The organism is Nocardia sp. NPDC058058, from assembly GCF_042885355.1.
In the GTDB taxonomy this organism is placed as follows: Bacteria; Actinomycetota; Actinomycetes; order Mycobacteriales; family Mycobacteriaceae; genus Nocardia.
Map to the genome: position 1 here is coordinate 1,914,956 of NZ_JBHVSA010000002.1, position 26,196 is coordinate 1,941,151.

Annotated in this window: 26 protein-coding genes; 17 read left to right on the forward strand and 9 right to left on the reverse strand. The window is 67.1% G+C overall.

The features are described 5' to 3' along the window. Positions 1-47 precede the first annotated feature (47 nt). The 3 genes from ACFVUS_RS23415 (at position 48) to ACFVUS_RS23425 (ending at position 3,408) form a co-directional block, all read left to right on the forward strand. Entirely contained in the window at positions 48-728 is a 681-nt protein-coding gene (locus ACFVUS_RS23415) for a superoxide dismutase family protein (RefSeq protein ID WP_387769806.1), read from the forward strand. 14 nt (positions 729-742) lie between these two features. Continuing rightward, a complete protein-coding gene (locus ACFVUS_RS23420; protein WP_376072145.1) occupies positions 743-1,888 on the forward strand; it encodes a glutamate--cysteine ligase in 1,146 nt (381 codons plus the stop codon). 164 nt (positions 1,889-2,052) lie between these two features. After that, positions 2,053-3,408 carry a DUF5933 domain-containing protein gene (locus ACFVUS_RS23425; RefSeq protein ID WP_387769809.1) on the forward strand — a complete coding sequence of 452 codons (1,356 nt, stop codon included), beginning with the start codon at positions 2,053-2,055 and terminating at the stop codon, positions 3,406-3,408. On the opposite strand, the gene ACFVUS_RS23430 is transcribed toward ACFVUS_RS23425, so the two are convergent. From ACFVUS_RS23430 to ACFVUS_RS23445, 4 genes are all read right to left on the reverse strand, one after another. After that, positions 3,374-4,729 carry a hypothetical protein gene (locus tag ACFVUS_RS23430; protein ID WP_387769812.1) on the reverse strand — a complete coding sequence of 452 codons (1,356 nt, stop codon included), beginning with the start codon at positions 4,727-4,729 and terminating at the stop codon, positions 3,374-3,376. The two genes, ACFVUS_RS23425 and ACFVUS_RS23430, sit on opposite strands and share 35 nt — an antisense overlap. Before the next feature lie 121 nt (positions 4,730-4,850). Continuing rightward, a complete protein-coding gene (locus tag ACFVUS_RS23435) occupies positions 4,851-7,085 on the reverse strand; it encodes an AAA family ATPase (protein ID WP_387769815.1) in 2,235 nt (744 codons plus the stop codon). Between the two features lie 167 nt (positions 7,086-7,252). Beyond that, positions 7,253-8,131, reverse strand: a complete 879-nt coding sequence (gene pssA, locus ACFVUS_RS23440) for a CDP-diacylglycerol--serine O-phosphatidyltransferase (protein ID WP_375963719.1) — start codon at positions 8,129-8,131, stop codon at positions 7,253-7,255. Next, the gene (locus ACFVUS_RS23445; RefSeq protein WP_387770172.1) at positions 8,131-8,847 is read right to left on the reverse strand and encodes a phosphatidylserine decarboxylase; all 717 of its coding nucleotides are present in this window, start codon (positions 8,845-8,847) and stop codon (positions 8,131-8,133) included. Before ACFVUS_RS23445 ends, pssA begins: the two co-directional genes overlap by 1 nt. A 284-nt stretch (positions 8,848-9,131) precedes the next feature. On the opposite strand from ACFVUS_RS23445, the gene ACFVUS_RS23450 reads away from it, so the two are divergent. Beyond that, positions 9,132-10,172 (forward strand): beta-ketoacyl-ACP synthase III, encoded by a 1,041-nt coding sequence (locus ACFVUS_RS23450; RefSeq protein ID WP_387769818.1) that lies wholly within the window; start codon positions 9,132-9,134, stop codon positions 10,170-10,172. 13 nt (positions 10,173-10,185) lie between these two features. Here ACFVUS_RS23450 and ACFVUS_RS23455 read toward each other — a convergent pair whose 3' ends face one another. Further along, positions 10,186-10,869, reverse strand: a complete 684-nt coding sequence (locus tag ACFVUS_RS23455; protein WP_387769821.1) for an SIMPL domain-containing protein — start codon at positions 10,867-10,869, stop codon at positions 10,186-10,188. Between the two features lie 48 nt (positions 10,870-10,917). Next, on the reverse strand, positions 10,918-11,370 hold the full coding sequence (locus ACFVUS_RS23460; protein ID WP_387769824.1) for an SRPBCC family protein: 453 nt from the start codon (positions 11,368-11,370) through the stop codon (positions 10,918-10,920). Positions 11,371-11,593: 223 nt separating this feature from the next. On the opposite strand from ACFVUS_RS23460, the gene ACFVUS_RS23465 reads away from it, so the two are divergent. From ACFVUS_RS23465 to ACFVUS_RS23480, 4 genes are all read left to right on the forward strand, one after another. After that, positions 11,594-11,800: a hypothetical protein gene (locus ACFVUS_RS23465; protein ID WP_387769827.1), complete on the forward strand. Its 207-nt coding sequence runs from the start codon at positions 11,594-11,596 to the stop codon at positions 11,798-11,800. 102 nt (positions 11,801-11,902) lie between these two features. Then, positions 11,903-13,576: an FAD-dependent oxidoreductase gene (locus tag ACFVUS_RS23470; RefSeq protein ID WP_387769830.1), complete on the forward strand. Its 1,674-nt coding sequence runs from the start codon at positions 11,903-11,905 to the stop codon at positions 13,574-13,576. A gap of 10 nt (positions 13,577-13,586) precedes the next feature. Then, the gene (locus ACFVUS_RS23475; protein ID WP_387769833.1) at positions 13,587-15,062 is read left to right on the forward strand and encodes an ATP-binding protein; all 1,476 of its coding nucleotides are present in this window, start codon (positions 13,587-13,589) and stop codon (positions 15,060-15,062) included. Between the two features lie 15 nt (positions 15,063-15,077). After that, positions 15,078-15,431 carry a UBP-type zinc finger domain-containing protein gene (locus tag ACFVUS_RS23480; protein WP_387769836.1) on the forward strand — a complete coding sequence of 118 codons (354 nt, stop codon included), beginning with the start codon at positions 15,078-15,080 and terminating at the stop codon, positions 15,429-15,431. 72 nt (positions 15,432-15,503) lie between these two features. Here the strand turns inward: ACFVUS_RS23480 and ACFVUS_RS23485 are convergent, their stop codons facing one another. Continuing rightward, entirely contained in the window at positions 15,504-16,313 is an 810-nt protein-coding gene (locus ACFVUS_RS23485) for an alpha/beta hydrolase (protein ID WP_387769839.1), read from the reverse strand. A gap of 177 nt (positions 16,314-16,490) precedes the next feature. Between ACFVUS_RS23485 and ACFVUS_RS23490 the strand changes: the two genes are divergently transcribed. From ACFVUS_RS23490 to ACFVUS_RS23525, 8 genes are all read left to right on the forward strand, one after another. After that, positions 16,491-16,922, forward strand: coding sequence for a hypothetical protein (locus ACFVUS_RS23490; RefSeq protein WP_387769842.1), 432 nt, complete (start codon positions 16,491-16,493; stop codon positions 16,920-16,922). Positions 16,923-17,180: 258 nt separating this feature from the next. Next, the gene (locus tag ACFVUS_RS23495) at positions 17,181-18,080 is read left to right on the forward strand and encodes an RNA polymerase sigma-70 factor (protein WP_387769846.1); all 900 of its coding nucleotides are present in this window, start codon (positions 17,181-17,183) and stop codon (positions 18,078-18,080) included. 111 nt (positions 18,081-18,191) lie between these two features. Then, complete coding sequence (locus tag ACFVUS_RS23500) at positions 18,192-19,280, forward strand: NAD(P)/FAD-dependent oxidoreductase (RefSeq protein WP_387769849.1); 1,089 nt, start codon at positions 18,192-18,194, stop codon at positions 19,278-19,280. A 64-nt stretch (positions 19,281-19,344) separates the two neighbouring features. Then, the gene (locus ACFVUS_RS23505; protein WP_387769852.1) at positions 19,345-20,073 is read left to right on the forward strand and encodes a Clp protease N-terminal domain-containing protein; all 729 of its coding nucleotides are present in this window, start codon (positions 19,345-19,347) and stop codon (positions 20,071-20,073) included. A 46-nt stretch (positions 20,074-20,119) separates the two neighbouring features. Further along, positions 20,120-20,419: a hypothetical protein gene (locus ACFVUS_RS23510; RefSeq protein ID WP_364649566.1), complete on the forward strand. Its 300-nt coding sequence runs from the start codon at positions 20,120-20,122 to the stop codon at positions 20,417-20,419. Between the two features lie 205 nt (positions 20,420-20,624). Next, positions 20,625-22,247, forward strand: a complete 1,623-nt coding sequence (groL, locus tag ACFVUS_RS23515) for a chaperonin GroEL (protein ID WP_375960820.1) — start codon at positions 20,625-20,627, stop codon at positions 22,245-22,247. A 201-nt stretch (positions 22,248-22,448) separates the two neighbouring features. Beyond that, positions 22,449-22,868: a YciI family protein gene (locus ACFVUS_RS23520; protein ID WP_387769857.1), complete on the forward strand. Its 420-nt coding sequence runs from the start codon at positions 22,449-22,451 to the stop codon at positions 22,866-22,868. A 12-nt stretch (positions 22,869-22,880) separates the two neighbouring features. Continuing rightward, a complete protein-coding gene (locus ACFVUS_RS23525) occupies positions 22,881-24,332 on the forward strand; it encodes a DUF6596 domain-containing protein (RefSeq protein ID WP_387769860.1) in 1,452 nt (483 codons plus the stop codon). A gap of 43 nt (positions 24,333-24,375) precedes the next feature. On the opposite strand, the gene ACFVUS_RS23530 is transcribed toward ACFVUS_RS23525, so the two are convergent. Further along, positions 24,376-24,786, reverse strand: coding sequence for a VOC family protein (locus tag ACFVUS_RS23530; RefSeq protein ID WP_387769863.1), 411 nt, complete (start codon positions 24,784-24,786; stop codon positions 24,376-24,378). A gap of 209 nt (positions 24,787-24,995) precedes the next feature. Here ACFVUS_RS23530 and ACFVUS_RS23535 point away from each other — a divergent pair, with 209 nt between their 5' ends. Continuing rightward, positions 24,996-25,427 carry a DUF4189 domain-containing protein gene (locus ACFVUS_RS23535; protein WP_387769866.1) on the forward strand — a complete coding sequence of 144 codons (432 nt, stop codon included), beginning with the start codon at positions 24,996-24,998 and terminating at the stop codon, positions 25,425-25,427. 94 nt (positions 25,428-25,521) lie between these two features. On the opposite strand, the gene ACFVUS_RS23540 is transcribed toward ACFVUS_RS23535, so the two are convergent. Then, the gene (locus tag ACFVUS_RS23540; RefSeq protein WP_387769869.1) at positions 25,522-25,803 is read right to left on the reverse strand and encodes a hypothetical protein; all 282 of its coding nucleotides are present in this window, start codon (positions 25,801-25,803) and stop codon (positions 25,522-25,524) included. Between the last annotated feature and the right edge of the window lie 393 nt (positions 25,804-26,196).

Below are 26,196 nucleotides of genomic sequence, written 5' to 3' on the forward strand. Positions count from 1 at the left end.
TGTCCGTCCAGCTTTTCGTAAACTCGGACTCGTAAAGGAGTTCCCCGATGGCCCCGTCCACAACTCGTCGCCCGTCCTGGTGGACTGTGACCCCGGTGCTCGCGGTCGCGGTCTTCGGCATCGCAGGATGCTCGAACGGCCAGGAATCGAGTGACGTCAAGGGGACGACCCCGCCGGTCTTCACCAGCTCTCCCGCACCGGCGGGCGCCGCGCACGGGGGGCTCACCACCCCGCCCACCGATTCCGTCAGCTCCACGCTGAAGGATTCGAACGGCCAGACCGTCGGCACCGTCACCTTCGGCAAGGTCGGCAACCACCTCGAGGTCACGGTCGAGGCGCACGGCCTCAAGCCGGGCTTCCACGGGCTGCACGTGCATCAGGTCGGCAAGTGCGAGCCGAACTCCGTCGCACCCACCGGCGGCGCTGCCGGTGACTTCCTCTCCGCCGGTGGACACTTCCAGGCCGGCGACGCCAATACCCATCCGGCCAGCGGTGACCTCACCTCGCTCGAGGTCAAGAACGACGGTACGGCCAAGCTGGTCACCACCACCGACTCCGTGACCCTGGACGAGCTCAAGGGCAAGGCCCTGATCATCCACGCGGGTTCGGACAACTTCGGCAATATTCCGAGTCGATACACCCAGGCCGGTGGCGCCGCCGGGCCGGACGCCGAAACACTGGCGACCGGTGACGCTGGCGCCCGCGTCGCCTGCGGCGTGATCGCATAACCCATAGGTGAACCATGGCCGGGGCAGGCATTTCGAAGGTCCACTTCAACAGTTCGCCTCGGCCCACGCTCGGCGTGGAGTGGGAGGTCGCGCTCGTCGACAAGCAGACGCGCGACCTTTCCAACACGGCCGCAGCGGTTTTCGAGGCGTGCGGCGATCTCCGCTCGTGGGACGGCCATCCGCAGATCACCAAGGAACTGCTGCGCAATACCGTCGAGCTGGTCACCGGTAAACACGACACCGCCGGTGAGGCGGTGGACGAACTGCACGCCACCATGGATGCCGTGCGCCGTGCCGCCGATCCGCTGGGCGTCGACCTCTTCTGCGCGGGCACCCATCCGTTCGCGCAGTGGTCCACCCAACAGCTCACGCGCAGTCCGCATTACGACGAACTGATCGAGCGCACCCAGTGGTGGGGCCGGCAGATGCTGATCTGGGGCGTGCACGTGCACGTGGGAATCTCGCACCCGGAGAAGGTCTTTCCCATTCTGAACAGCCTGCTGCTGTCCTATCCGCACCTGCTCGCGCTATCGAGCTCATCGCCGATGTGGGCGGGCGTGGACACCGGCTACGCCAGCAATCGCGCGCTCATGTTCCAGCAGCTGCCCACCGCCGGACTGCCCTTCCAATTCGAAAACTGGACGCAGTTCGAGGCTTTCGCGCACGACCAGATGAAAACCGGTGTGTTCGAACAGATCGGCGGCATGCACTGGGATATCCGGCCCGCACCCAAATGGGGCACCATCGAGGTCCGGATCTGCGACGGCACCCCGAGCCGATCCGAACTCTCCGCCATCGTGGCGCTCATCCACTGCCTCATCGTGGATCTGGACCGCCGCGTCGAAGCGGGCGAGACGCTGCCGACCATTCCGCCCTGGCACGTGCAGGAGAACAAGTGGCGTGCCGCCCGCTACGGGCTGGACGCCATCATCATCACCGACGCCGCGAGCAATGAACGCCTGGTCACCGACGACCTGATGGAACTGCTGAACCGGCTGGAACCGACCGCCAAGAGCCTGGGCTGTGAGAACGAGCTGGCCCTGGTCGCCGACATCCCCAAGCGCGGGGCCTCGTATCAGCGGCAGCGTCGGGTCGCCGCGGCCAATCAGGGCGATCTGGTCAGCGTCGTCGACTCGCTCGTCAAGGAGCTCGCGCAGTAGGTTTCGCGTGGCCCCGTTCCGTTTCGGGCGGGTGTGATTTCGGTTACGCCCGGTTGAACGGCGTATGCGCTGGCCAGGCCCGACCGGGAGTGGTGTGGCGGCGATGACCGCACGTGTTCAACGGGCTCGGGGGCTGGCGTTCACACGGCGTTTACTATGGTCCGGTGTTGCTCGACGGTCCGCGTCCCGAAACGGTGGGTGGAGCACGCCGGACCTCGTGGCTGCCCTCGCGGCGCCTCCAGCTCACGGCGCTGCTGACCGCCGTCCCGGTGCTGCTCATCGCACTGCAGATCGTCGCGGCCCGCAATGACTTCCTCGGACCCCTGGAAAGCCTCTGGGCCGACTACACCGGCACCCCGAAATCGGTCACCGTGCCGTGGGCCGGACTGGGCCTGGCCCTCATCGGATTGAATTGGCGGCGGCGCTTCATCGCCGTCGGCGCGGCCGCGGGCATCGACCTCGTCTACCAGGTGGTGCGCACTCTCAGCGGCGGACCGCTGGCCCTGGGCAACGGCCCGGTCATCGTGCTCACCGCCATCGTGCTGATCGCGAACTTCGGCTGGGAGGGCACGGACAAGCGCAATGCCCTGCACGCCGCCGCGCTCGGCATCCTGCTCACCCTGTCCAGCAAGGTCGCCGAAGTCTGGCTGATGGTCACCATGATGGCCGGGCCCAAGGTGCTCGACGAACACGTGGTGCTGGTGGACCACGCCCTCGGCAATCCGTCCTGGATCATGGGGCAGGTGCTCGAATTCCTCGGGCCGATAGCCAGTTTCGTGCTGCACTGGGTCTACATCGAACTGCCCGTCGGCGCGATGATCGTCACCATCTGGCAGTTGCGCGGCGTGGTCACCACCGGAAAGTGGCCGGGGCACTACCTGGTTCGCACCTTCCTGGTGGTCGGGCTCATCGGCCCGCTGTTCTACGTGATCTTCCCCGTGGTCGGCCCCATCTTCGCCTACGGCGCGGACGGCAAGGGCTTCGCGCTCGGCGACTACTGGCCGAATGTGGTGCCGCCCATCGATCTTCACCCCGGCGCGCTCCCGTTCGGCAATCTCGCACCGCGCAACTGCATGCCGTCGCTGCACACCGCGTGGGCCCTGACCATCTTCATCCACTCCCGGCGCGACGCCGACGGCGCGCCCGCACCCACCTGGCTGCGCTGGGGCGGCACCTTCTGGCTCATCGCCACGCTCTCGGCCACCCTCGGCTTCGGCTACCACTACGGCGCGGATCTGGTCGCGGGCGCGGTGCTGTGCCTGGCCATCGAATCCGCGCTGCGCGAACCCGAGCGCGGCTGGGATCGCGCCCGCGTGCAATTGGTCGCGGGCGGTGCGGCGCTGGTGGCGCTGCTGCTGCTCGGCTACCGCTATCTGTCGCTGGAGATCGCGCAGAACCCGGTACCCGCCGGAGTGGTCATCCTGGGCCTGCTCGCCGGATACGTCACGCTGTTCTATCGCACCTGGTTCGCGACCGAACCCGCGGTCAACCCGCTGCCGCTGAACCCGGTGGTTCCGTAACCGGCGTACCGGCCGCGCTCGCCTCGGCCTCGGTGGTCGCCCCGGAACGATTGCGGCGCAGCGCGTACAGGCCCACGATGCAGCCGATGACGATCAGGCTCGCCGTCCACGCGGGTGCGGACGTGTCCTCCGACACCACCGTGCACACCACCGCCCGGCTGGAATCCTGCATGGCGTAGTGCCCGCGCGCCACGTAGTCGCGCAGGCCCAGCACCGCCGACGGAATGAACACGATGAGGGTGGCCAGCACCCGATTCGGCACGAAACGCGGGTTCGCCGAGGTCAATCCGTAGCCGGTGAGCCAGGCCAGCACCGCGGTACCGCCGACCGTCAGCACCGCCCAGTCCGAATCCGCGGTCATCGCGGTGAACAGCCCGAGCAGCAGAATCAGCACCAGACAGGTCATCGGCGCACCCCGGCGGGTGCCGTACCACATGCCGAACACCGTGATGGCGACCGCGACCGGAATGGTCCAGGCCGGCAACTCCGCCGCCAGCGCGGATGAGCCCACCGCCGCCAAACCCACGATCACCAGCACCAATTCACCATCGCGACCCGGCAGCAGCATGGCCGCGATGAGCGCGGTCGCCACCGTGGTCAGCACCGCCAGCCCGACCCCGGCGAAACTGTCACCGTGCCGGGACAGCCACTCCGCACTGGCCACCGTGACCAGCACCAGCACCACGCCCGCCAGAATCGGCGCCAGCGGCAATTCGATCGAGGGGCGCTCGGCCGGTTTGCGATTGCGATTGCTCAGCGTGCCGATGGCGACCAGCACCAGCGCGGTCTCCAGCATCCACAGCGGTGGCATATCCATCGCCTCCCAGGCGCTGTCGCCCGAGCCGTCCTTGAGCACCCCGCCCAGATGCGGGATCGGACTGACCGAGCCGAGCAGCACACTGGTGATGACGCCGAGGGTCCAGCCGTACGCGGGCAACCGGTGATGCAGCACCGCCGCACCGAGTGCGCCCAGCACCAATCCGCCCGCCAGCGCGTCGATGAAATTCATGGTGGACAGCGCGCCGACCGGCGGGCTCTCATGCCCGAAGATGTGGTTCACGGTCAGCGCGAGTAGGCCGCCGAGCGCGGTGGACCAGGCGATGACAATGCTGCCGAGGGTGGTGATCAGCACCGCGGAGATCATGGCGACCAGTACGCCCGCGCCGATGGCGCGCGGCAGCGTATAGGCCATCAGATCCAATTGCAGCGCGGAGGTATTGGAGGTCCAGCCGAAATCGATCGGCATGGCTAGTGAAAGTCCAGCAACCGTCGTCGCGACCAGTGCGGTGATCGTCTCGGTCGCTACCTGATACGGCCTCACCTGGGAGAAAATACCGTGCTATCGCGTACCGACCAGTCCGACTCGCCTAATTAATAATTCGGGTGGAAGATCCAGTTACCAAACCGTGTGGTCGCTAATTGCTGGAAACCGATAATTCCAGCTACCCCGAGGCCGCCCGCTGCGCCGCGAACAACCGCAACGCCTCCACCTGCACCGGATCCAGCGACGGCCGCACCGCCGCGCGCGCGGCCGCCACATCCGCCGCGGTCACATCCGCCGCGTCCACATCGCGCCGCATCGCCGACAACGCCGATTCCCGCAGCAGCGCCGCACAATCCGCAGCCGAATAACCGTCCAAATCCTTCGCCAGTTTGCGCAGATCCACCTCTTTCGCCAACGGCACCGATTTCGCGGCCGTGCGCAGGATTTCCGCGCGCGCCGCGGCATCGGGCGGCGGCACGAAAACCAGGCGCTCCAACCGGCCCGGGCGAGTCAGCGCGGGATCGATCAATTCCGGCCGATTCGTCGCGCCGACCACCACCACATCGCGCAATGGCTCCACGCCGTCGAGTTCGGTGAGCAGCGCCGCCACCACCCGATCGGTCACGCCCGAATCGCTGTTCTGGCCACGCCGCGGGGCCAGCGCGTCCACCTCGTCCAGGAAGATCAGCGAGGGCGCGGAATCGCGTGCGCGCTGGAACAATTCACGCACCGCGCGCTCGGACGAGCCGACCCACTTATCCATCAGCTCGGCGCCCTTGACGGTGTGCACACTCAATTGGCCGGTGCTCGCCAGCGCGCGCACCAGGAAGGTCTTACCGCAGCCCGGCGGACCGTACAGCAGCACACCGCGCGGCGGATCGATACCCAGGCGCGCGAACGAATCCGGATGCCGCAACGGCCACAGCACGGCCTCGGTGAGCGCCTGCTTCGTCTCCACCATGTCCCCGACATCATCGAGACCCAGTGAGCCGATGGCCAATTCCTCCGAACCCGAACGGGACAGCGGTCGGATCACCTCCAGCGCGCCCTCGAGATCCTGCTGCCGCAGCATCGGTTCCGAATGCTCCCGGCTCGCCCGCGAGGCCGCCCGCAGCGCGGCCTCGCGCACCAGTGCCGCCAGATCGGACACCACGAAACCCGGTGTGCGCGCGGCGATTTTGTCCAACTGCAAATCCGCGGTTGGCGCCCGGCGCAGCAGCTGTTCCAACAGCGCCGCGCGCACGGCCGCCGTCGGCAGCGGCAGCGACACCTCGCGATCGCACAGTTCCGGCCCGCGCAACCGGGCATCCACCTCGGTGGGATGCGAGGTGGTCGCGAGCAGGGCCACCGCCGGGCACGCCACCGCCGCGCGCAATTGATCGAGGATCAGGGTGGCCACCGGCTCCGCCGTGGCGGGCAGCAGTGCGTCGATATCGGTGATCAGCAGGACCCCGCCCGCACCCGAACAGATATCGGACACCGCGAGATTCACCTCGCGCAGCCGGGTACCGCTCTCGGTCGCCCCGACCGACGGGCCGTCCAACTCCACCAGCCGCCGCGAACCCGTCACCGCGCGCGCGAGGGTGGTCTTACCGACCCCGGCAGGGCCGGTCACCAGCACACCCAGATGTGAGGACGCCCCAAGGGTTTTCAACAGCTCCGGCTCATCGAGCGCGAGATTCAGCCATTCGGTCAGCTTGGCCGCCTGGGCCTGCACACCCGCCAGGTCGGCCACCGCCACCGCCGTCACCGGTGCGGGGGAGGCCGCGCGATTCGGGGCGGCGGGCCGATCGCGGCGATCCGGGGCCTGCGCCGCCGTATCGCCCATGAGCGAGCGCGGCGAATCCGTCGCCGCGATGCCCGGACCCCACACCACCGCGCTATTGGGCTGCACGCTCACCGGCCCGGGGGAGGGGTCGGTCGCGGTCACGGTCAGCAACTCCGAGGTCCAGGCGATTCCGAACGCACGCGAAAGCGCCTGCGCCGCAGCCGAAGTGCTGGTGCCCGGACCGAGATCGCGGGGCAGCAGCGAGACCGTGTCCCCGACCGTCACCACCTTGCCCAGCAGGGCCTGCCGCAGCGTGGTCTCCGGAATCGATCCGGTCGCCAGGGTCGAACCGGTCACCGAGATCTGCCTGGCCCCGAACACGGTTGCGGGCGCGACGGTGACCATCGAATCCTCGCGCACGCCGGCGTTCGACAGCGTCACATCATCGAGCAGCGCGACCCCGGTCGGCGTACCCGCGGGCGCGATGGCGACCACCGCGGCCGTCCGCCGCGCCCCGATCAGCGCTATCCCATCCCACTCCCGCAACCCCAGCGCCGCCAGCGCTTCGGGATGCAGCCGCACCAACCCCCTCCGGGCGTCGGCGGCGGAAATATTGAGTCGTGCGGTCAACGAGAGTTCGGGCACGCCACCCATTGTGTAGGAACCGCGCGGGCAAGCACCCGTCCTCGGCATAACCTCCCCGTCATCCCGGCATGCTTTTGGCCGGGATCCACACCATTCAGGCGAAGGATCCCGGCCAAAAGCGCGCCGGGATGACGGAGAGGGCTCGCGCCGGGATGACGGCGAAGGCTTTAGAGCCGCCCGCCCGGGCGGCGCAGGCGCAGGCGCGCGGTGGAGATGCTGCGAATCGGCCTGCGGCGCTGAGCGCGTCGCTGCGCCCGGCGTTCGGCGGGCTTGTGATCCCAGGTCTCCGGCCGGGCCGCCACCCAGCGCGCCGAATGCACGGCGAACGGGATATGCCCGAGGTACAGCACCACCAGCGCCATCATCAGTATCAGCGGGTAGGTGACCAACAGGGCGGCGGCCAGCGCCACCAGCACCAGCAGTACCGGCGCGGTGCGCGGGGCCACCGACACCGATTTGATCGCCAGCGTCGGCAGCGTGCTCACGCACAGCAGCCCGGTCAGCACCACCCACACCGCCACGGCCGGGAAGCTCACCCACCAGCCATCGCCGAACTGCTCGGAGAGCGCGATCGGCAGCAGCGCGATCAGCGCGCCCGCGGGCGCGGGCACACCGGTGAAGTACTCGCGCTGCCAATCCGGGCGGCTGTCATCGTCCATCAGGGTGTTGAAGCGGGCCAGGCGCAGCACCATGCAGACCGCGAACATCAGCGCCACGATCCAGCCGATGCTGTCCGCGTGCAGGAAGGTCACATAAAGCACCAGCGCGGGCGCGACACCGAACGCGATGGCATCGGAGAGCGAATCGAGTTCCGCGCCCATCTTGGTGGTGGCGTCGAGCATGCGGGCGATGCGCCCGTCCAGCATGTCGAAGATGGCGGCCGCCCCGACCAGCGCCAGTGCGATGGCGAGCTGACCCTGCATGGCGAACTTGACCGCCGAGAGCCCCGAGCACAGTCCCAGAATGGTGACCATGCTCGGCAGCAGCCGCACGGTGCGATTGCGAGCCGAGCGGCGCAGCGCCGGTGTCGGCGCGAGTTGTTCCATCATGAATCCAGTTCGGCCAGTACCGTTTCCGCGCCGATGGTCCGCTGCCCGAGCACGACCAGCAGTTTGGTCCCGGCCGGGAAATAGGTGTCCACGCGGGAGCCGAACCGGATGAGCCCGTAGGTCTCGCCGATGGAGAGCTTGTCGCCGATCTTGGGCTCGCACACGATGCGCCGCGCCAGCAGTCCGGCGATCTGCACGACCACCAGTCGCTGCCCGTTCTCGGTCAGCACCACCATGCAGTTGCGCTCATTGGCGTCACTGGCCTCGGGCAGGTCCGCGGAGAGGAACTCGCCCTTCTTGTAGACGATGTTGTCGATGCTGCCGGAGATCGGCATCCGCTGCACGTGCACGTCCAGCACCGACAGGAAGATGCTCACCCGCGGCAGCGGCTGATCACCGAGGTTCAATTCGGCGGGCGGTACGGCCGTATCCACCAGCGCCACTTCACCATCGGCGGGTGCGACGACCACGCCGGGGCGATTCGGCGGCACCCGATGTGGATGCCGGAAGAAGGTGGCGGTCGCCGCGGCCGCGAACAATCCCGTGCGCCGCACCCACTTACGCCGGAAACCGAGCACGGCTACCGCGAGCGGGGCGGCCACGAAGGGCAGACCGGCCGGGTGCAGCGGCGGAATGGCGGAGCGGACCAGGTCGGCGACGTGGCCGATACCGGTGGTTTCGGGAGTGCCGGGCGGGGTGGGACGGCGGGCCACAAGCTCCTCTTTCATGCGCGGGTAGGTGGGTTGCGCACCGCGATATTCCCGTTGTGCGCACCGCGCTCACACGATACGGGAAGGTGGCCCAGCACTCGCGTTCTCCGTCCCCTACACCATGGTGACCGGTCCGGCATCGTCGGCGAATTGTGAGGGAACGCACAACCATGAGAGGCTGTTCCGATTAATATGAGGGGGCCTCATGTCTGCGGCATTCGCGTCCCGCGGGGGGTGGGGAACCCGATGAAGGTCATGTTCGACGCGCAGTACATAGGAGATGCACCATGGCTGCTCGAATTGCCTCGATCAGCGGGGTAGAGCACACCGCAATGCTCGGGCTCGGCGTGTACCGCCCGGCTCGAATCGTCAGCAACGATGAGGTCGCCGGGCCGATCGATTCCAGTGACGAGTGGATCCGGACGCGCTCCGGAATCCGAAACCGCCGATTCGCCTCGGACGACGAGACGATCATCAGCATGAGCGCCGCCGCCGCGCGCGACGCCATCGAAGCGGCCGAGATCGACGCGAGCACGATCGACTGCGTCATCGTCGCCACCTCGACCTGGCTGCTACTCACCCCGGCCGCAGCGCCGCAGATCGCCACCGAGCTCGGCCTCAACGGCATTGCCGCCTTCGACATCTCGGCCGGTTGCGCCGGGTTCTGTCACGCGGTGGCGGTGGCCTCGGACCTGGTCAAGGGCGGCACCGCCCGCAATGTCCTGGTCATCGGCGTGGAGCGGCTCACCGACACCATCAATCCGGCCGACCGCGGCACCGCGTTCCTGTTCGCGGACGGCGCGGGCGCGGTGATCGTCGGCGCGTCCGAGGAACCCGCCATCGGGCCGACGGTCTGGGGATCGGACGGCACCCAGCACCACGCCATCCGCCAGGACAAGGACTGGATGGACTTCTTCCGCGAGATCGACGCGAAGGGCCTCGATGCCGTCCGCCCGTATCTCGCCATGGAGGGTACGGCCGTATTCCGCTGGGCCGCACACTCTTTGGAGAAGGTCTGCCGGGACGCCATCGACCGCGCGGGCCTGACGCCCGATGAGCTGGACGCCATGATCCCGCATCAGGCCAACGGCCGGATCATCGAGATCATGGCCCGGGTGCTGCACCTGCCGGACCATTGCGCCCTCGCCAATGACATCGAGGAGACCGGCAACACCTCGGCCGCCTCGATTCCGCTGGCCATGGAGGCGCTACTGCGCGAGGGCGATGCCAAACCCGGCGGCACCGCCCTGCTCATCGCGTTCGGCGCGGGCCTGTCCTACGCGGCACAGGTTGTGACACTGCCGAATTGGCGGAGCCAGCCGAACTGAGCACACAGGAGAGCTAACCGAGTTCCCAGACGACGGTGACATCGAAGGTCACCGTCTGCTGGCCCGGTTCCAGCGCGAAGTCGCCCGCACTCGGGGCGGCTTGGCGCAGCATCGGGGTGGGTCCGCCGCTGCTGCCCTCGTTGATCGTCTTGACGCTCTTCAATTTCAGCCCGGCCAGATCCGCGTACTGCTGCGCCCGCGCCTTGGCATCGTCGAAGGCGCGCGCCCGCGCGTCCGAGAGCAGTTTCGTATTGTCCTCGAGCCCGAACGCCACCGAGGAGATGCGGGTGTCATTGCCGCCCGCCTTGACCGCCGCGTCCAGAATGGCCGAGGCCTTGGGCAGATCGCGCACCGCGATATGCACGGAATTGCTTGCCTTGTAACCGATTACGGTGCGTCCCTCGGGCCCGTAGGTGGGCTGCACGGAGAGCTCGCTGGTCTTCACGTCCTCGCGCTTGACCCCGGCGTTGACCATGGCATCGGTCATCGCCTTGGCCTTGCCGTTCACCCCGTCGACCGCGGTGGACACATCGGCGGCGGTGACTTCCGCGCCGAGGTCGGCATTGAGCACGTCCGGCACCCCGGACACCTTGCCGTTGCCGACCACCGTCACCGAACGGTCGCCGTCGGAACCACATCCGGTGAGCAGCAGCGCGAGTCCGGTGGCCGCGGCGCAGATCCCTATACGTCGTCGCATAACGCGAACCTACGCATCAGGCCCGCGGTCGAGGGGTAAACACGCACATCACTTCTCGACGGTCTGCTTGATCCTGCCGAGGGTTTCGTTCATGCCGGTGACGAGATTGGCCTCGAATACCTGTTCCCCGCCGAGCACCGCGTCGATCATCTTGCGCACGATCGGATTGACGCCGTTGGGGATATCGCGGCGCTGCACCAGATGGGTGCCGCCGTCCGCGGTGGGCTCCAGGGTGAAGCTCCAGATGGTGCGGTTCTCGTTCATCCGGAAGGCGATCGCGCGATTGGGCTCGAAGCGCACGATGCGCGAGGTGGTCGGATAGAACTTGGCCCCGTCGCGATTGAGGTTGAGGGTCCAGGTGCCGGTCTTGGTCTTGCCCAGCGGCTGCATGCGCACGGTCGCGGGGCTGAATTCCGGCATGCGCTTGAGGTCGGAGACGACGTTCCAGACCTGTTCGGGCGCCGCGGCGATGTCGATGGTGGCTTCGAGAGTGTTCGGCAACGCTGCCTCCGAGAAGATGTGACTGTCAGTACTGGGAATCCTAGTTCTGTACCGACATATCGGGTCAATCGAACATCGGGCGACCATCCGAACACTGAAAATCAACTAGATCACATTCCGGTGTTGCCGTACTGGCGAATGTAATGGGCAGCGCACAATGTGGGATAGACGAAATAACAGACAAGGCCACCAGCTTCCGATGCGAAACGTGAGGTGATCGGCCGTGAAACTGCGTTCGCTCCTGCATCGCAAGACCAGAGTCTCCGGCGGAAATGCCGAGACGGTCCCGCTCCTGCCCTCCGATGAGCGCGATGCCTCCCAGCTTCCCCGGCGATCCGGACGATCCAAACCGAATGGTCAGTCGGAAGAACGACTGGAACGACTGCTCACCCCCAATGAGCTGGATCTGGTTCAGCATCACCGGATTTGACCGGGTGAGCACCCTCGAGCGCAGCCCCGCCCGGCGGCACCGTTCGCGCATGGCGGACATACAGGACCGATCCGACTTGCCAACGCGGCTCATACTCGTTAGGTGACTTCACCAGCTGCCGCCAAGCCGGCCATCCTCAGCGTGGACGACGACCCGGGCGTCTCACGTGCCGTGGTCCGTGACCTGCGCCGCCGGTACGGGGCCGATTACCGGATTCTGCGGGCGGAGTCGGGCGCGGACGCGCTCGAGGTGCTTCGCGAATTGAAACTGCGCGGCCAGCCGGTCGCGGTCTTGATCGCTGACTACCGCATGCCGAATATGAACGGCGTCGAATTCCTGGAGCAGGCCATGGACCTGCACCCGTACGCGCGGCGGGTGCTGCTCACCGCGTACGCGGACACCGATGCCGCCATCGAGGCCATCAATGTGGTCGACCTGGATCACTATCTGCTCAAGCCGTGGGATCCGCCGGAGGAGAAGCTCTACCCGGTGATCGACGCGCTGCTCGACGCCTGGCGCAGCGATGACCACAAGCCCGTCACCGAGACCAAGGTGGTCGGGCACCGCTGGTCGGCCCGCTGCTCCGAGGTGCGGGAGTTCTTGGCGCGCAACCAGTTGCCCTACCGCTGGTACCAGGTCGACGAGCCCGAGGGCGCGCGCCTGCTCACCGCCGCCGATGCCACCGAGGACGACTGCCCGGTGATCATCAACCAGGGCGGTGAGGTGCTGCGCACGCCCACCGACGCGCAGCTGGCCGAGGCGGTCGGGCTGAATATCGCGCCCGTCGACGAGTTCTACGACCTCATCGTGGTCGGCGGCGGACCCGCCGGACTGGGCGCGGCCGTCTACGGCGCGTCCGAGGGCCTGCGCACGGTGTTGGTGGAACGCACCGCGACCGGCGGCCAGGCGGGCCAGAGTTCGCGCATCGAGAACTACCTCGGCTTCCCGGACGGTTTGTCCGGCGCGCAGCTCGCGGATCGCGCCCGGCGGCAGGCCGTGAAATTTGGGGCCGAACTCATCACCGCGCGCGAAGTGGTCTCGCTCGAACCGTGCGGTTCGGCGCGGGTGGTGAAATTCGCCGACGGCGGCAGCATCTCCGCGCACAGCGTGCTCATCGCCACCGGCGTCAACTACCGGCACCACCCGGCCCCCGGCGTGGATGATTTCACCGGTCGCGGCGTCTACTACGGCTCGGCCATGACCGAGGCCTCCGATTGCACCGATCGGGACATCTACATTGTCGGCGGCGCGAATTCGGCCGGGCAGGCGGCGGTCTACATGTCCCGGCACGCACGCACCGTGCACATTCTGGTGCGGGCGGAATCGCTGGTGGATTCCATGTCGCACTATCTGATTCAGCAGATCGAGCAGATCCCGAACATCAAGGTGCACGCGCGCACCGAGGTGATCTCCGCCGACGGTGACGATCACCTCGAACGCCTGGTGCTGCGCGATAACGCGACCGGGGTGGAAGAAAAGGTCGACGCCGAGCGTTTGTTCCTGTTCATCGGCGCCGCGCCGGAAACCGATTGGCTGGACGGCGTGGTGCATCGCGACGACAAGGGCTACGTACTCGCCGGACCCGATCTCATGATCGACGGCACCAAGCCCGCGGGCTGGGAACTGACCAGGTCGCCGCAACATCTGGAGACCAGCGTTCCCGGAGTTTTCGTGGCGGGCGACGTACGGTCGGAATCGGCGAAGCGAGTGGCATCGGCCGTGGGCGAGGGCGCGATGGCCGTCATGCTGGTGCACCGCTGGATCGCGAAACAGTAGGAGTTGAACCGTGGGACAGTCATTGATCTGCGATCCCGAGGAACTGCGGGACCTATTCCTGTTCGAGAAGCTGAACGACGAACAGCTGGCCTGGCTCTGCAAGGACGGCCGCGTCGAACGCTTCGAACCCGGTCTGGTGTACCGCGAGGGTGATCCGGGCACCTGCTTCTACGTGCTCATGGAGGGCGAGGTCCGGCTGACCAAGATGTCGGGCGGCGAGGAGATCGAACTCGTCCGCACCGATCATCACGGGTCCTATTCGGGCGCGTGGACCGCGTACATGGGTGACAAGGTCGACCAGCACTACGCCGGATCGTTCTACGTCACCAAACCGTCCAAATTCTTCGTGCTGGACGCGGGCGTCTTCTCCAAGATGATGCAGGAATGGTTCCCGATGGCGGTGCACCTGCTGGAGGGCGTCTTCTTCGGCAATCGCAATGCCAATGAGCGCATCGGACAGCGCGAGCGACTGCTGGCGCTGGGTTCGCTCTCGGCGGGCCTGACGCATGAGCTGAACAATCCGGCCGCCGCCGCGGTGCGCGCCACCTCCGCACTGCGCGAACGCGTGGCCGGGATGCGGCACAAGCTGAAGATGATGTCGCAGGGCAAGTTCGACTCCGCGACCATGGACGCACTGGCCGGATTGCAGGAGGAGGCCGCCGCGCAGGTCGCCAAGGCCCCCACGCTCACGCCCATGGAGGCCGCCGACCGCGAGGACGAACTCGGCGATTGGCTCGAGGCGCACGATATCCGCAACGGCTGGGATATCGCGCCGACCTTCGTGCAGGCCGGATTCGATATCGACTGGTTGGAGAAGGTGCACGGCACCCTGACCGGTTGTGAGGGAGCGGTTTTCGAGGGCGCGATCCGCTGGCTCAACTACACCGTCGAAACCGAACTGCTCATGAACGAGATCGCGGACTCCACCACCCGCATCTCCACGCTGGTGAACGCGGCCAAACAGTATTCGCAGATGGATCGCGCGCCCTTCCAGGTCGTGGACATCCACGACCTGCTGGACAGCACACTGGTCATGCTGGGCCGCAAGATCGGTGACGATATCCAGGTGGTCAAGGAGTACGACCACGCCCTGCCCGCGGTGCCCTGCTACGCGGCGGAGCTGAATCAGGTGTGGACCAACCTGATCGACAACGCCATCTCGGCGATGTCCGGGCACGGTACGCTCACCATTCGCACCTATCGCGAAGGTGACTGTGCCGCAGTGGAAATCGGCGATACCGGGCCGGGCGTGCCGCTGGAGATCCGCACCCGCATCTTCGAACCGTTCTTCACCACCAAGCCGGTCGGTGAGGGCACCGGCCTGGGTCTGGACATCTCCTTCCGCATCGTGGTGAACAAGCATCACGGCGATATCCGGGTGGAGTCCGAACCGGGCGATACCCGCTTCATCGTGCGCCTGCCGCTGGAGGGATCATCCGATGCGGTCGCGCCCGAGAACATCGAAACAGCAAGCCCGGCAAGCTGATACAGGAGGACAATGATGTCGGACAAGATCGAGGGTATCGAGCCGGGGGTACCGCCGAGCGGCGCCGGATGTGTGGAATGCGATGCCAACGCGGGCTGGTGGCTGCACCTGCGCCGGTGCGCGCAGTGCGGGCACGTTGGCTGCTGTGACAGCTCGCCCTCGCAGCACGCCTCCAAGCATGCCGCCGGCAGCGGGCATCCGTTCGCGCAGAGCTACGAGCCCGGCGAGACCTGGTTCTACAACTACGAGACCGAGGATATGTACGGTGACGGGCCGGAATTGGCCGCGCCGCACCATCATCCGGTCGCGCAGACGGTACCCGGCCCGCGCGAGCGGGTGCCCGCGGACTGGCAGAGCCACCTGAACTGAGTTCCGTCGCATGTGAAAGCCCCTGGGAGGCAATAACTCCCGGGGGCTTTGTCCATCACTTCGGCGGCGGCCTCATTCCTGCGGTGCGAGTTTCTGTTCGGTCAGGAATTCCAGCGCCAGATCCGCGACGCTGTGCCAGCCGTGGTCGGCCGCCATCGAATGGCACCGCCCCTCCAGCAGCTTGAACTCGGTGATCCCCGAATTCTTCTGCTGGAGTTTGTATTCCGATTCCACGATCGCCGCGGGAACGGTGCGATCCTCGGTGCCCGCGATCAGCAGCAGCGGACCGCGCGGTGCGAGCACGTCGACGCTCGCCTCGGACTTGGGCGTGGCGTTCGCCAGCGCCGCCTGGAACAGCGGCTTCACCGGAGCCGGAATCGCGTACTGCGCGAACAGCTGATCGGATTCCGCGCGCGGTACCGCATTGGCGAAGAAGCGGTGATAGCTGTCCGCGGTGTGCGACCAGGTCTTGGACCGCAGCCACGGCTGCGCGAGAATCGGCCCGGCACTGCGCAATTGCGCGGGCGGCAGCACGTACACGCCCTTGAACTGCGCCGGTGCGATGGCGACACAGCCGATGGCGCTGCCCTGCGCCAGTAGTCGCTGCGCGATCAGTCCGCCGAAGGAATGGCCGATCACGATGGGCGGTGCGGGTAGGTCGGCGATGTATTTCGCGTACTGGTCGGTGATCTCGGCGATGCCGCGATTCGCCAGTGCGCCCGGATCGGCGCGGGTGGCCTCCGGATCGGGTCCGTCGCCGGGCCAGCCGGGTGCGACGGTCGCGAATCCCGCGCGGTCGAAGTATTCGAGCCACGGGGTCCAGCTGTCGCTATGCATCCACAGACCGTGCACGAAGATGATGGGGGTTTTCGGTGCGGGCATGAGACCTCCTCTGGTTGAAGGTAATTCGTCTCATTTCGCCTCGTAATGACGATACGTGACGGCTATCGCCGATGCTGCCGGATTGTCTCGCACCCCGGTGCGCCGCACCGCCGTGTCCGGGTACTCTGCTGCGAGCGCCGGGCCGGACCGGTGCGCGAACGGTCTCGGAAAAGGGTTATGAAACAGATTGCGATCGTCGCCCTCGCCGCGGGCGCGCTGGTACTCGGCCTCACCGGGTGTGGATCGGACAAGTCCACCGACGCGAGCGAGCTACGCAAGGAAACGTCCACCTCCGCCGCGGTCAAATCCGCCGCCCCGATAGCCTCCACCCCGGCCGCCGCCCCGGTCGAGCCGCCCACCGCGGCTCCCGCGAGCACCGCCGCGGTCAAACAGACCACCGCCCCCAATGGCGCGAAGACCACCTGCGGCGAATTCCGGAACCTGGACGGCGACACCGAGAAGCAGGTCATCCAGCAGGTCCTCGCCGCCAACCCGGGCGGCAAATTCGACGGTAGCCCCAATGTCGCCCTCGGCACCGCCAAACTCGCCTGCCTGGCCCAGGCCTACACCGATACCCCGGTCGCCAACGCGATCGGAGCGGCCAAGTAACTCCGGCGCGAACCTGCCTCGAGCCGAGTCGGTCGACTCCTGACGGCCATATTCGTGCCGTCTCTCGATCGATCTCGAGGTTGCTGACTTCGGTTGCCGCGTCTGGAATTCGCGCAGGTCGATCGCGGTCGGTGGAGCACCGATGAGCGGTGCGTCCCGCATTGCGGGGCGGCCGGGTGTGGACAGTCACCACCGTTCGGTTTTCGCGCAGGCGTAATGTCCCGGACCAAGTGCGTTTGGGCGAGGACAGGTGGGCGGATGGACGCCGGTGTAGTGGTGGAGTTCGAGCGGCACCGGCCGCGGCTGTTCGCGCTCGCGTACCGCATGCTCGGCTCCGCGAGCGAGGCCGAGGACGCCGTCCAGGAGACCTACCTGCGCTGGGCCACCAGCGCCAATGCCGAAATCCGTTCCCCCGAGGCCTGGTTGACCACCATCCTGGTGAATATCTGCCGCAACGCACTGGATTCGGCGCGCGCCCGCCGCGAAACCTATGTCGGCTCGTGGCTTCCGGAACCTGTGGCGACCGGTGCGGGTGAACTCGGCCCGCTGGAATCGGTGGAGCAGCGCGAGCTGGTCTCGCTGGCCTTCCTCACCCTGCTCGAACGCCTCACCCCCGCCGAGCGCGCGGTCTTCGTCCTGCGTGAGGCCTTCGGCTACGCGCACCGCGAGATCGCCGACATGCTGGAGCTGTCCGAGGCCAATTCCCAGCAGCTCTACCGTCGCGCCGCCCAGCATGTGCGCGAGGACCGCACCCGCTTCGACCCGGCGCCGGCGCACGCCTACGCCCTCATCGAAAAGTTCCTGACCGCAGCGCAATCCGGTGATGTGGCGGCCCTGGAAGCGATGTTCACCGCCGATATCGTCTCGGTCGCCGACGGCGGCGACAAGATCAATGCCGCCCGCCGCGCGGTGGTTGGTGCGGGTCGCGTGGCTCGCTACCTGGTCGGCCTGCTCTCCCGCGACCTGCCCGGCCTGTCCCTCACCGCCGAGGATGTCAACGGCGCTCCCGCCCTGGTGGCCCGCGCCGCCGACACCGTCATCGGCGTGGTCGGCGTCGACATCACCGACGACCGGGTGTCCGCCCTCCACCTGGTCGTCAACCCCGACAAACTGGCCTACTTCCAGCGCGCCGACCACATCACCTCACGCACCGCCTGACCCCGGTGACGCGGCACACATCCCGGAGTTGTCAGGAATCGCGTCCCTATCCGGTCTAGAGGGTGTCGGATCGGCGAAAGTGCCGGTCCAGCACGAGAAGGGGCCACTCTCATGACCGGAGCACATCGAATCGTCGTCCTGGGCGCGGGATACGCGGGCCTGTCGGCGGCCCGCCGGGCGGCGAAGGCGAAGGGCGTGCGCGTCACCGTCATCGACGCGCGCCCGGAACTGGTGGAGCGCGTGCGGCTGCATCAGGCGCTGGCCGGGCAGGACATCGCGCGGTGGGATCTCGGAGAACTGCTGGAGCGCAAGGGGATCGAGTTCGTGCGGGCGCGGGTGCGCACCGTCGACACCGCGGAGTGCGTCGTGCGTCTCGACGGTGATTGGTCGCTGTCCTACGACTCGCTCATCTATGCCCTGGGCAGTCACGCCGATACCGGCGCGGTCCCCGGAGCCACCGAATACGCCTATCCGATCGCGACCCCGGAGGATGTGGCGCGCATCCCCGCTCTGTCCGGCGGTGTCGCGGTGGTCGGCGGCGGCTCCACCGGTATCGAGACCGCCACCGAATTGGCCGAGGCCCGCCCGGATCTGGACGTGCTCCTGGTCAGCGCCGAGGAGCCGGGGGCCTGGCTTTCGCCCAAGGCGCACAAGCACATTCGCGCGGTGCTGGATCGGCTCGGGGTGCGGGTGCATTCCGGTGCGAAGGTCGCGGCGGTCACCGCGCGTGGTCTCGAGCTGGTCGACGGCACCGAGCTGCCCGCCGAAACGGTGCTCTGGACAACGGGTTTCGCGGTTCCCGCGGTCGCGGCGGATTCGGGTCTGGCGGTGGACGCCCGCGGCCGGGTGCTGGTCGATGCCGAACTTCGCTCCCGGTCGCATCCGGAGATCTACGTCGCGGGCGATGCCGCGGTCGTCGCCGGTCCCGCCGAGCGCGATCTGCGCATGGCGTGCGCCACCGCGCTGCCCACCGGGAAGTACGCGGCCACCGCGCTCACCGCCCGCCTGGCCGGTAAGACGCCCGCGCCGTGGAGTTTCCGCTACCACCTGCAGTGCATCAGCCTGGGCCGCCGCGACGGGGTCGTCCAATTCGTCCGCGCCGATGATTCCCCGGCTCGCACGGTGCTGACCGGCCGGACCGGGGCCTGGGTCAAGGAGCAGATCGTCAACGGTGCGATCCGCATGGCGGCGCAGCCCTGAATTCCTCGAAATATTCGTCAACCAAAGGTTGACCACCATTGTGTGGTCAACCTACAGTTGACGCATGACGAATCCCTTCCGCCTCGACGATCTGATCGACGGCATCAAGAAAGCCCGCCCCGACAACGCCCTGGAGCAGCTCTCCGACGCGGTCGTGCTCGCCGGTCACCTCGGTGACCTGGCCGACCATCTCATCGGCCATTTCGTCGACCAGGCCCGCCGCTCCGGCGCCTCCTGGACCGATATCGGCGGCAGCATGGGTGTCACCAAGCAGGCCGCGCAGAAACGTTTCGTCCCGAAGGGCCCGGGCGACGCCGCGACCATGGATCCGAGCGCCGGTTTCGCCCGCTTCACCCCGCGCGCCCGCAAGGTCGTGGTCGGCGCACAGGAGGAAGCCCGCGATTCGAGCAATGCCGAGATCACCCCCGAACACCTCGTCCTGGGCCTGCTGCACGAGCCGGAATCCCTTGCCGTGCATGTCATTCAGGGAAAGGGCGTGAGTATCGACGCCGTCCGCCGGGTCGCCACCGCCGCCCTGCCCGCGAGCGCGGACACCATTCCGGCGTTGATTCCCTTCGATTCTCAGGCCAAGAAGGTTCTGGAACTCACCTTCCGCGAGGCACTTCGCCTGGGCCACAACTACGTCGGCACCGAACACTTGCTGCTCGCCCTGCTCGAGGTGGAGGCCGGTAGCGGCGTGTTGTCCGGTCTGGGTCTGGAGAAGGAGGCCGTGTCCGAAGACCTCGCGCAACTGCTCGCCTCATTGCCCGCTCCCGCCGAAGACTCGCAATAAACCCCGCCTCACCCGTCCCAGTGGCCTCGCCCGATACCATGTGGGTATGGCGGACGAGGAAATCTCCGACCTGGTTGCCGGGGAAAAGCGCAGCGACCTGGTGCGCGCGCTCTCCTATGTCTCCATGGAAGACGCTCCCGACGGTGGCACCATCGTCAACGGCGACCTCCCACCGGACATCGCCCCGGCCTTCGTCCGGGCCATCATGCGCATCGAAGCCGAACTCCTGCTGAACGACGCCGAACTCGTCACCATCGATCAGGGCGAGCCGCGCACCCCCGAGGAACGCCGCACCGACGCCCTGATCGCACTGCTCCTACGCGTCGACGACCGCCTGGTGCGTTAAGGGGGTTCGGGGGCGAAGCCCCCGAGACCTAGCGTCAGCGCCCTCCCCGACCTTGCACTCGCCGGGTGTGAGTGCTAGAAATGGCTTTGGCACTCCTGACCTGTGAGTGCTAGGTCGGGACGGTGAGGCCCAACAAGGTCGTCCGTCGCGGGCACCGCGCCTGGCCAGATCGTGTCAATCCCCTGATCTGGAGGATCTCAACGCAATGGCCAAGACAATTGCGTACGACGAAGAGGCTCGCCGCGGTCTCGAGCGGGGTCTGAACGCCCTGGCCGACGCTGTCAAGGTGACGCTGGGCCCGAAGGGCCGCAACGTCGTGCTGGAGAAGAAGTGGGGCGCCCCCACCATCACCAACGATGGTGTCTCCATCGCCAAGGAAATCGAGCTCGAGGATCCGTACGAGAAGATCGGCGCGGAGCTCGTCAAGGAAGTTGCCAAGAAGACGGACGACGTCGCTGGCGACGGCACCACCACCGCCACCGTGCTCGCCCAGGCGCTGGTACGCGAAGGCCTGCGCAATGTCGCGGCCGGTGCGAACCCGCTGGGTCTCAAGCGTGGCATCGAGAAGGCCGTCGAGGCCGTCACCGTTCGCCTCCTCGCCACCGCCAAGGAGGTCGAGACCAAGGAGCAGATCGCCGCTACCGCCGGTATCTCGGCTGGCGACTCGTCCATCGGTGAGCTCATCGCCGAGGCCATGGACAAGGTCGGCAAGGAAGGTGTCATCACCGTCGAGGAGAGCAACACCTTCGGGCTCCAGCTGGAGCTGACCGAGGGTATGCGCTTCGACAAGGGCTACATCTCGGGCTACTTCGTCACCGACCCGGAGCGTCAGGAAGCCTCCCTGGAGGATCCCTACATCCTGCTCGTCGGCTCGAAGATCTCGACCGTCAAGGACCTGCTGCCGCTGCTGGAGAAGGTCATCCAGGCCGGCAAGCCGCTGCTGATCATCGCCGAAGACGTTGAGGGCGAAGCGCTTTCGACCCTGGTCGTGAACAAGATCCGTGGCACCTTCAAGTCCATCGCCGTCAAGGCGCCGGGCTTCGGTGACCGTCGCAAGGCCATGCTGGCCGATATCGCCATCCTCACCGGTGGCGAGGTCATCAGCGAAGAGGTCGGCCTCTCCCTGGAGACCGCCGGCATCGAGCTGCTGGGCCAGGCCCGCAAGGTCGTCATCACCAAGGACGAGACCACCATCGTCGAGGGCGCGGGCGACCCGGAGGCCATCAAGGGCCGCGTGGCGCAGATCCGCACCGAGATCGAGAACTCGGATTCGGACTACGACCGTGAGAAGCTGCAGGAGCGGCTGGCCAAGCTGGCCGGCGGCGTCGCGGTCATCAAGGCCGGTGCCGCCACCGAGGTCGAGCTCAAGGAGCGCAAGCACCGCATCGAAGATGCCGTGCGCAACGCCAAGGCCGCCGTTGAAGAGGGCATCGTCGCCGGTGGTGGCGTGGCCCTGCTGCAGTCGGCTCCGGCCCTGGACGAGCTGTCCCTGACCGGTGACGAGGCCACCGGCGCGAACATCGTTCGCGTCGCGCTGTCCGCGCCGCTGAAGCAGATCGCCTTCAACGCGGGCCTGGAGCCCGGCGTTGTCGCCGAGAAGGTCACCAACCTGCCCGACGGCCACGGCCTGAACGCCGCGACCAACGAGTACGAGGACCTGCTGGCCGCCGGCGTTGCCGACCCGGTCAAGGTCACCCGCTCGGCGCTGCAGAACGCCGCGTCCATCGCCGCGCTGTTCCTCACCACCGAGGCCGTTGTCGCCGACAAGCCGGAGAAGGCCGCCCCCGCGGGCGACCCGACCGGTGGCATGGGCGGCATGGACTTCTGAGTCCTGCCTTCCGGCAACACTTTTCGAACTGGGAGCCGGTTCGCCTGCGGGCGAGCCGGCTTCCGGCGTTTCCGGGCCGTTCGGGTCCGGGAAAAAAATTCTCCGAAAAACTTCACCGGCCGTGTCGATCCGCGTCCTTCCCCATTCGACCTTGTGATGAAAGGGTCCGAGAGTGACCCGTCGACATGAGGAGACAGAGCGATGAAGTACATGCTGATTTTCCGGGCCACCGACGAGGCGCTGGGGAGCATGATGACCGCGGACTTCAACGAGGTCATCAACAGCGTCGGCGCCTACAACGACGAGATGATCCGTGCCGGCGTACTGCTTGCCGCCGAGGGCCTGGACGATCCGGCCGAGGGCGTGGTCATCGACTTCTCGTCCGAGACGCCCGTGATCACCGACGGCCCGTACGGCGAGACCAAGGAGCTGTTCGGCGGCTTCTACATTCTGAATGTGGCCTCCAAGCAGGAAGCCATCGAATGGGCCAAGCGGTCGCCGATGACGGGTCCGGGCTTCAAGACCGAGATTCGCCGGGTCACCACCATCGACGAGTTCCCGCAGGACAACGAGTGGATCCAGAAGGAACGCAAGTGGCGTGAGGCCACCGGTCAGCTCTGAGCGACGCCACCGATGACCGATCCCACCGGCCGCGAGGCCATCGCCCCCGGCCGTGAGGCTGTCGTCCCCGGCCGTGAGGCTGTCGCCACCGGCCGTGAGGCTGTCGCCACCGGCCGTGAGGCTGTCGCCACCGGCCGCGAGGCCGTCGCCACCGGTGGTGACGCCGTGGTCACCGGCCGCGATGCTGTCGTCACCGGTCGTGCGGCCGTCGCCGCCATCTGGCGGATCGAGTCGGCGCGAATCGTCGGTGCGCTCGCGCGCTACACCGGCGATTTCGCGCTGGCCGAGGATCTCGCGCAGGAGGCGCTGGCCGAAGCGCTGGTGACCTGGCCGCGTGAGGGGGTGCCGCGCAATCCGGCGGCCTGGCTGCTGACCGTCGGCCGCCGCCGCGCGATCGACGGCTTCCGCCGCCGGTCCGCGCTGGACGACCGGTACTCCGCGCTCGCCCGTGACCTGGGTGAGGGCGGGGCCGTATCGGGCAGTGCCGCGGCCGAACCGATGCCGGACTCCGATGTGCTGTGGGATCCGGATCAGATCGATGACGATGTGCTGGCGCTCATCTTCATCTCCTGCCATCCGGTGCTCGCCCGCGAGGCGCGGGTGGCGCTCACCCTGCGCGTGGTGGGCGGTCTGACCAGCGATGAGATCGCCAAGGCGTTCCTGGTTCCGACCGCCACCGTGCAGGCCCGCATCACCCGCGCGAAGAAGACCCTCGGCGCGGCCCGGGTGCCATTCGAGGTGCCGCCCGCCGCCGAGCGCGCGGAACGCCTCGGTTCGGTGCTGAGCGTGGTGTATCTGATCTTCACCGAGGGTTCCTCGGCCAGCTCGGGCGGCGATCTGATCCGCTTCGATCTGGCCGGTGAGGCGCGGCGGCTGGCACGGGTGCTGACGCATCTGGTGCCGAATGAGCCCGAGGCGCACAGTCTTTCGGCGCTACTGGAACTGACGGCGGCGCGTTTTCCGGCTCGCACCGGGCCGGATGGTGAGCCGGTGCTGCTCGAGGATCAGGATCGTCGTCGCTGGAATCAGGCCGCGATCCGCCGCGGCCGGGCCGCGCTGGCGCGTGCCGGTCAGCTCGGTCGTGGTTTGGGGGCCTACGGGTTGCAAGCCGCGATCGCCGAATGTCATGCGGTCGCGCCGACCGTCGATGCGACGAATTGGGAGCGCATAGTCCTGCTCTACGAGGCGCTCGGCCGACTCGCGCCGTCCCCGATCGTCGATCTCAATCGCGCGGTGGCGGTTTCCATGGCCCAGGGCCCGGCCGCCGCGCTCCTGATCGTCGATGAACTGCTGGCCGCCGATGCCCTGCCGAATTCGCATCTGCTTCCGGCCGTGCGCGGTGAGTTGCTCATTCGCCTGCATCGCGACGATGAGGCGCGGGATGAGCTCGAGCGCGCCGCGAAGCTCTGCGCCAACGACCGAGAGCGGGACCTGCTGTTACGCAAGGTCGCCGCTCTCGACTGACTTCATTGTCGCGGTAATGCGTTGTGGCCCAATGGTATTGACTTCAGAGCAGCTGGGAGAAGCGCAGGTGGTTGCCCCACGGATCGAGGAAGCCGCAGTCGCGCATGCCGTAGGGCTGATCGATCAGCGGCTGGTCGACGGGCAGTCCCGCTTCCTGGAGCCGGTTGAACAGTGCGGTGACGTCCTCGACGCGGAAGATCAGCGTGCCCTGCGCGCCGCTGGCGAGGCGGGCCTGGGCGGCCGCGGTCTGCTCGGGGCTGGGGTTCATGGCCGGGTTCTCGATGATGAACTCGATGGTGGGCTGGGCGGCCGGACCGACGGTGAGCCAGCGGCCGCCGGGGAAGGCCATGTCCTGGCGGACCTCCAGACCGATGATGTCGCGGTAGAACTCGAGGGCTTTGTCCTGGTCATCGACCAGCAGGGAGACGTGGGTGAGGGCGAGGTCGTTGCTCATGGCTGCTCTCTTCTGTGCTCGAACGGGGGGAACATCGGTACTGACGTCCGACCCCGCCGAAACTAATCGGTGCACTCGAGCTTTCTCTGAATTCCCGATGAGTTCCCTGGGAATGAGATTCCACTGGACTTTTCATGATACGAGCGGTCAAGATCAGATCCGGTCTTGCAAATGAGGCCGTTTCTGATGGGGAGTACTGAATGTTTGCAATGGGCAAGGTTGCCCTGGGCCTGGCCGCCGTCGCGACGCTGGCCGGAGCCATGGTTGGCGCTGGGTCCGCCAACGCCGAGGCCGGTCCGGACGGCAGCCTCTACGGTTCGATCGCCATCCTCGAGTACACCGATGACACCGAGGACTGGCACGCCGCCTACAACTACCCGAACTGGGATGAGGCGGACCGCGACGCACTGAACGATTGCGGCGACTCCAAGTACTGCCACATCGCGGTGCGCTTCAAGGATGGTTGCGGCGCCGTCGCGAAGACCTCCGGTTCGAACGCGCGCTACTTCTGGGGCACGGCGGCCACCCGCTTCGAGGCCGAGCGTCAGGCGATCGCGGGTGCTACTCGCCCGGGCACGATGAGTTCCGCGGGCAGCCAGGGCATCCTGGTCGTCTCCAAGTGCACCGATAACGCGCGCTGATCGGATCCGATCGCCGCTCGTTTCCACGAAGGCCGGCTCACCCTCTGGGTGAGCCGGCCTTCGGCGTTGGTGGGGGAGTCGTCACGGGGTGGGGTCACCGCCCGGGATGTCGTTCGGAGAGTGTGGCCGCGGCGTCGATGGGCCGGATGCCGAGTACGGTCGCGGCCACCGCGATCCCGATGCGCGCGTCATCGTCATCCGCGCGGGTGGTGTCGTAGAGCAGTTCCACCAATTCGATGGCCGCGAGCGCTTGCTCCCGGGTGAACAGTCGCCCGGGCAGCCAGCTGACCCGCCACTGCGCCTCGCCCTCGCGATGTATTCGCTCCGCGAACTCGCCGATGACACCGCTCGTAATCGACCAATCGCAGACGTACACACGAACAAGGGTGCGCTTCGGCCGCGCATCGGTAAGACCATTCGTTCGGATTGCCCGGTTCAAGCCTCTGACCAGCCGATTTGACTTCGTTCGGAGCGACACGTAACTTATTCCAGGTCAGAGCGACACGGACACCGACCCGGAGCCCCAAGGGCCTGGGAAACGAGGTTGTACGAGGAGCGCCTGACAGTCACACTAGCTCCACCGACCAGCGGATTTGGTTCTGCTGCGACGTAAGAGCTAAGCTGTAAAAGTTGCCTCAGAGACTGACCGGGACAAAGAGCCCGTGAAGTTCTGTGTGCGTGTGTTCTTTGAGAACTCAATAGTGTGTCGATGAATGTCAGTGCCAATATTTTATTGGTTCCGGCCTTCCACACCCCCGTGTGGGTGGGT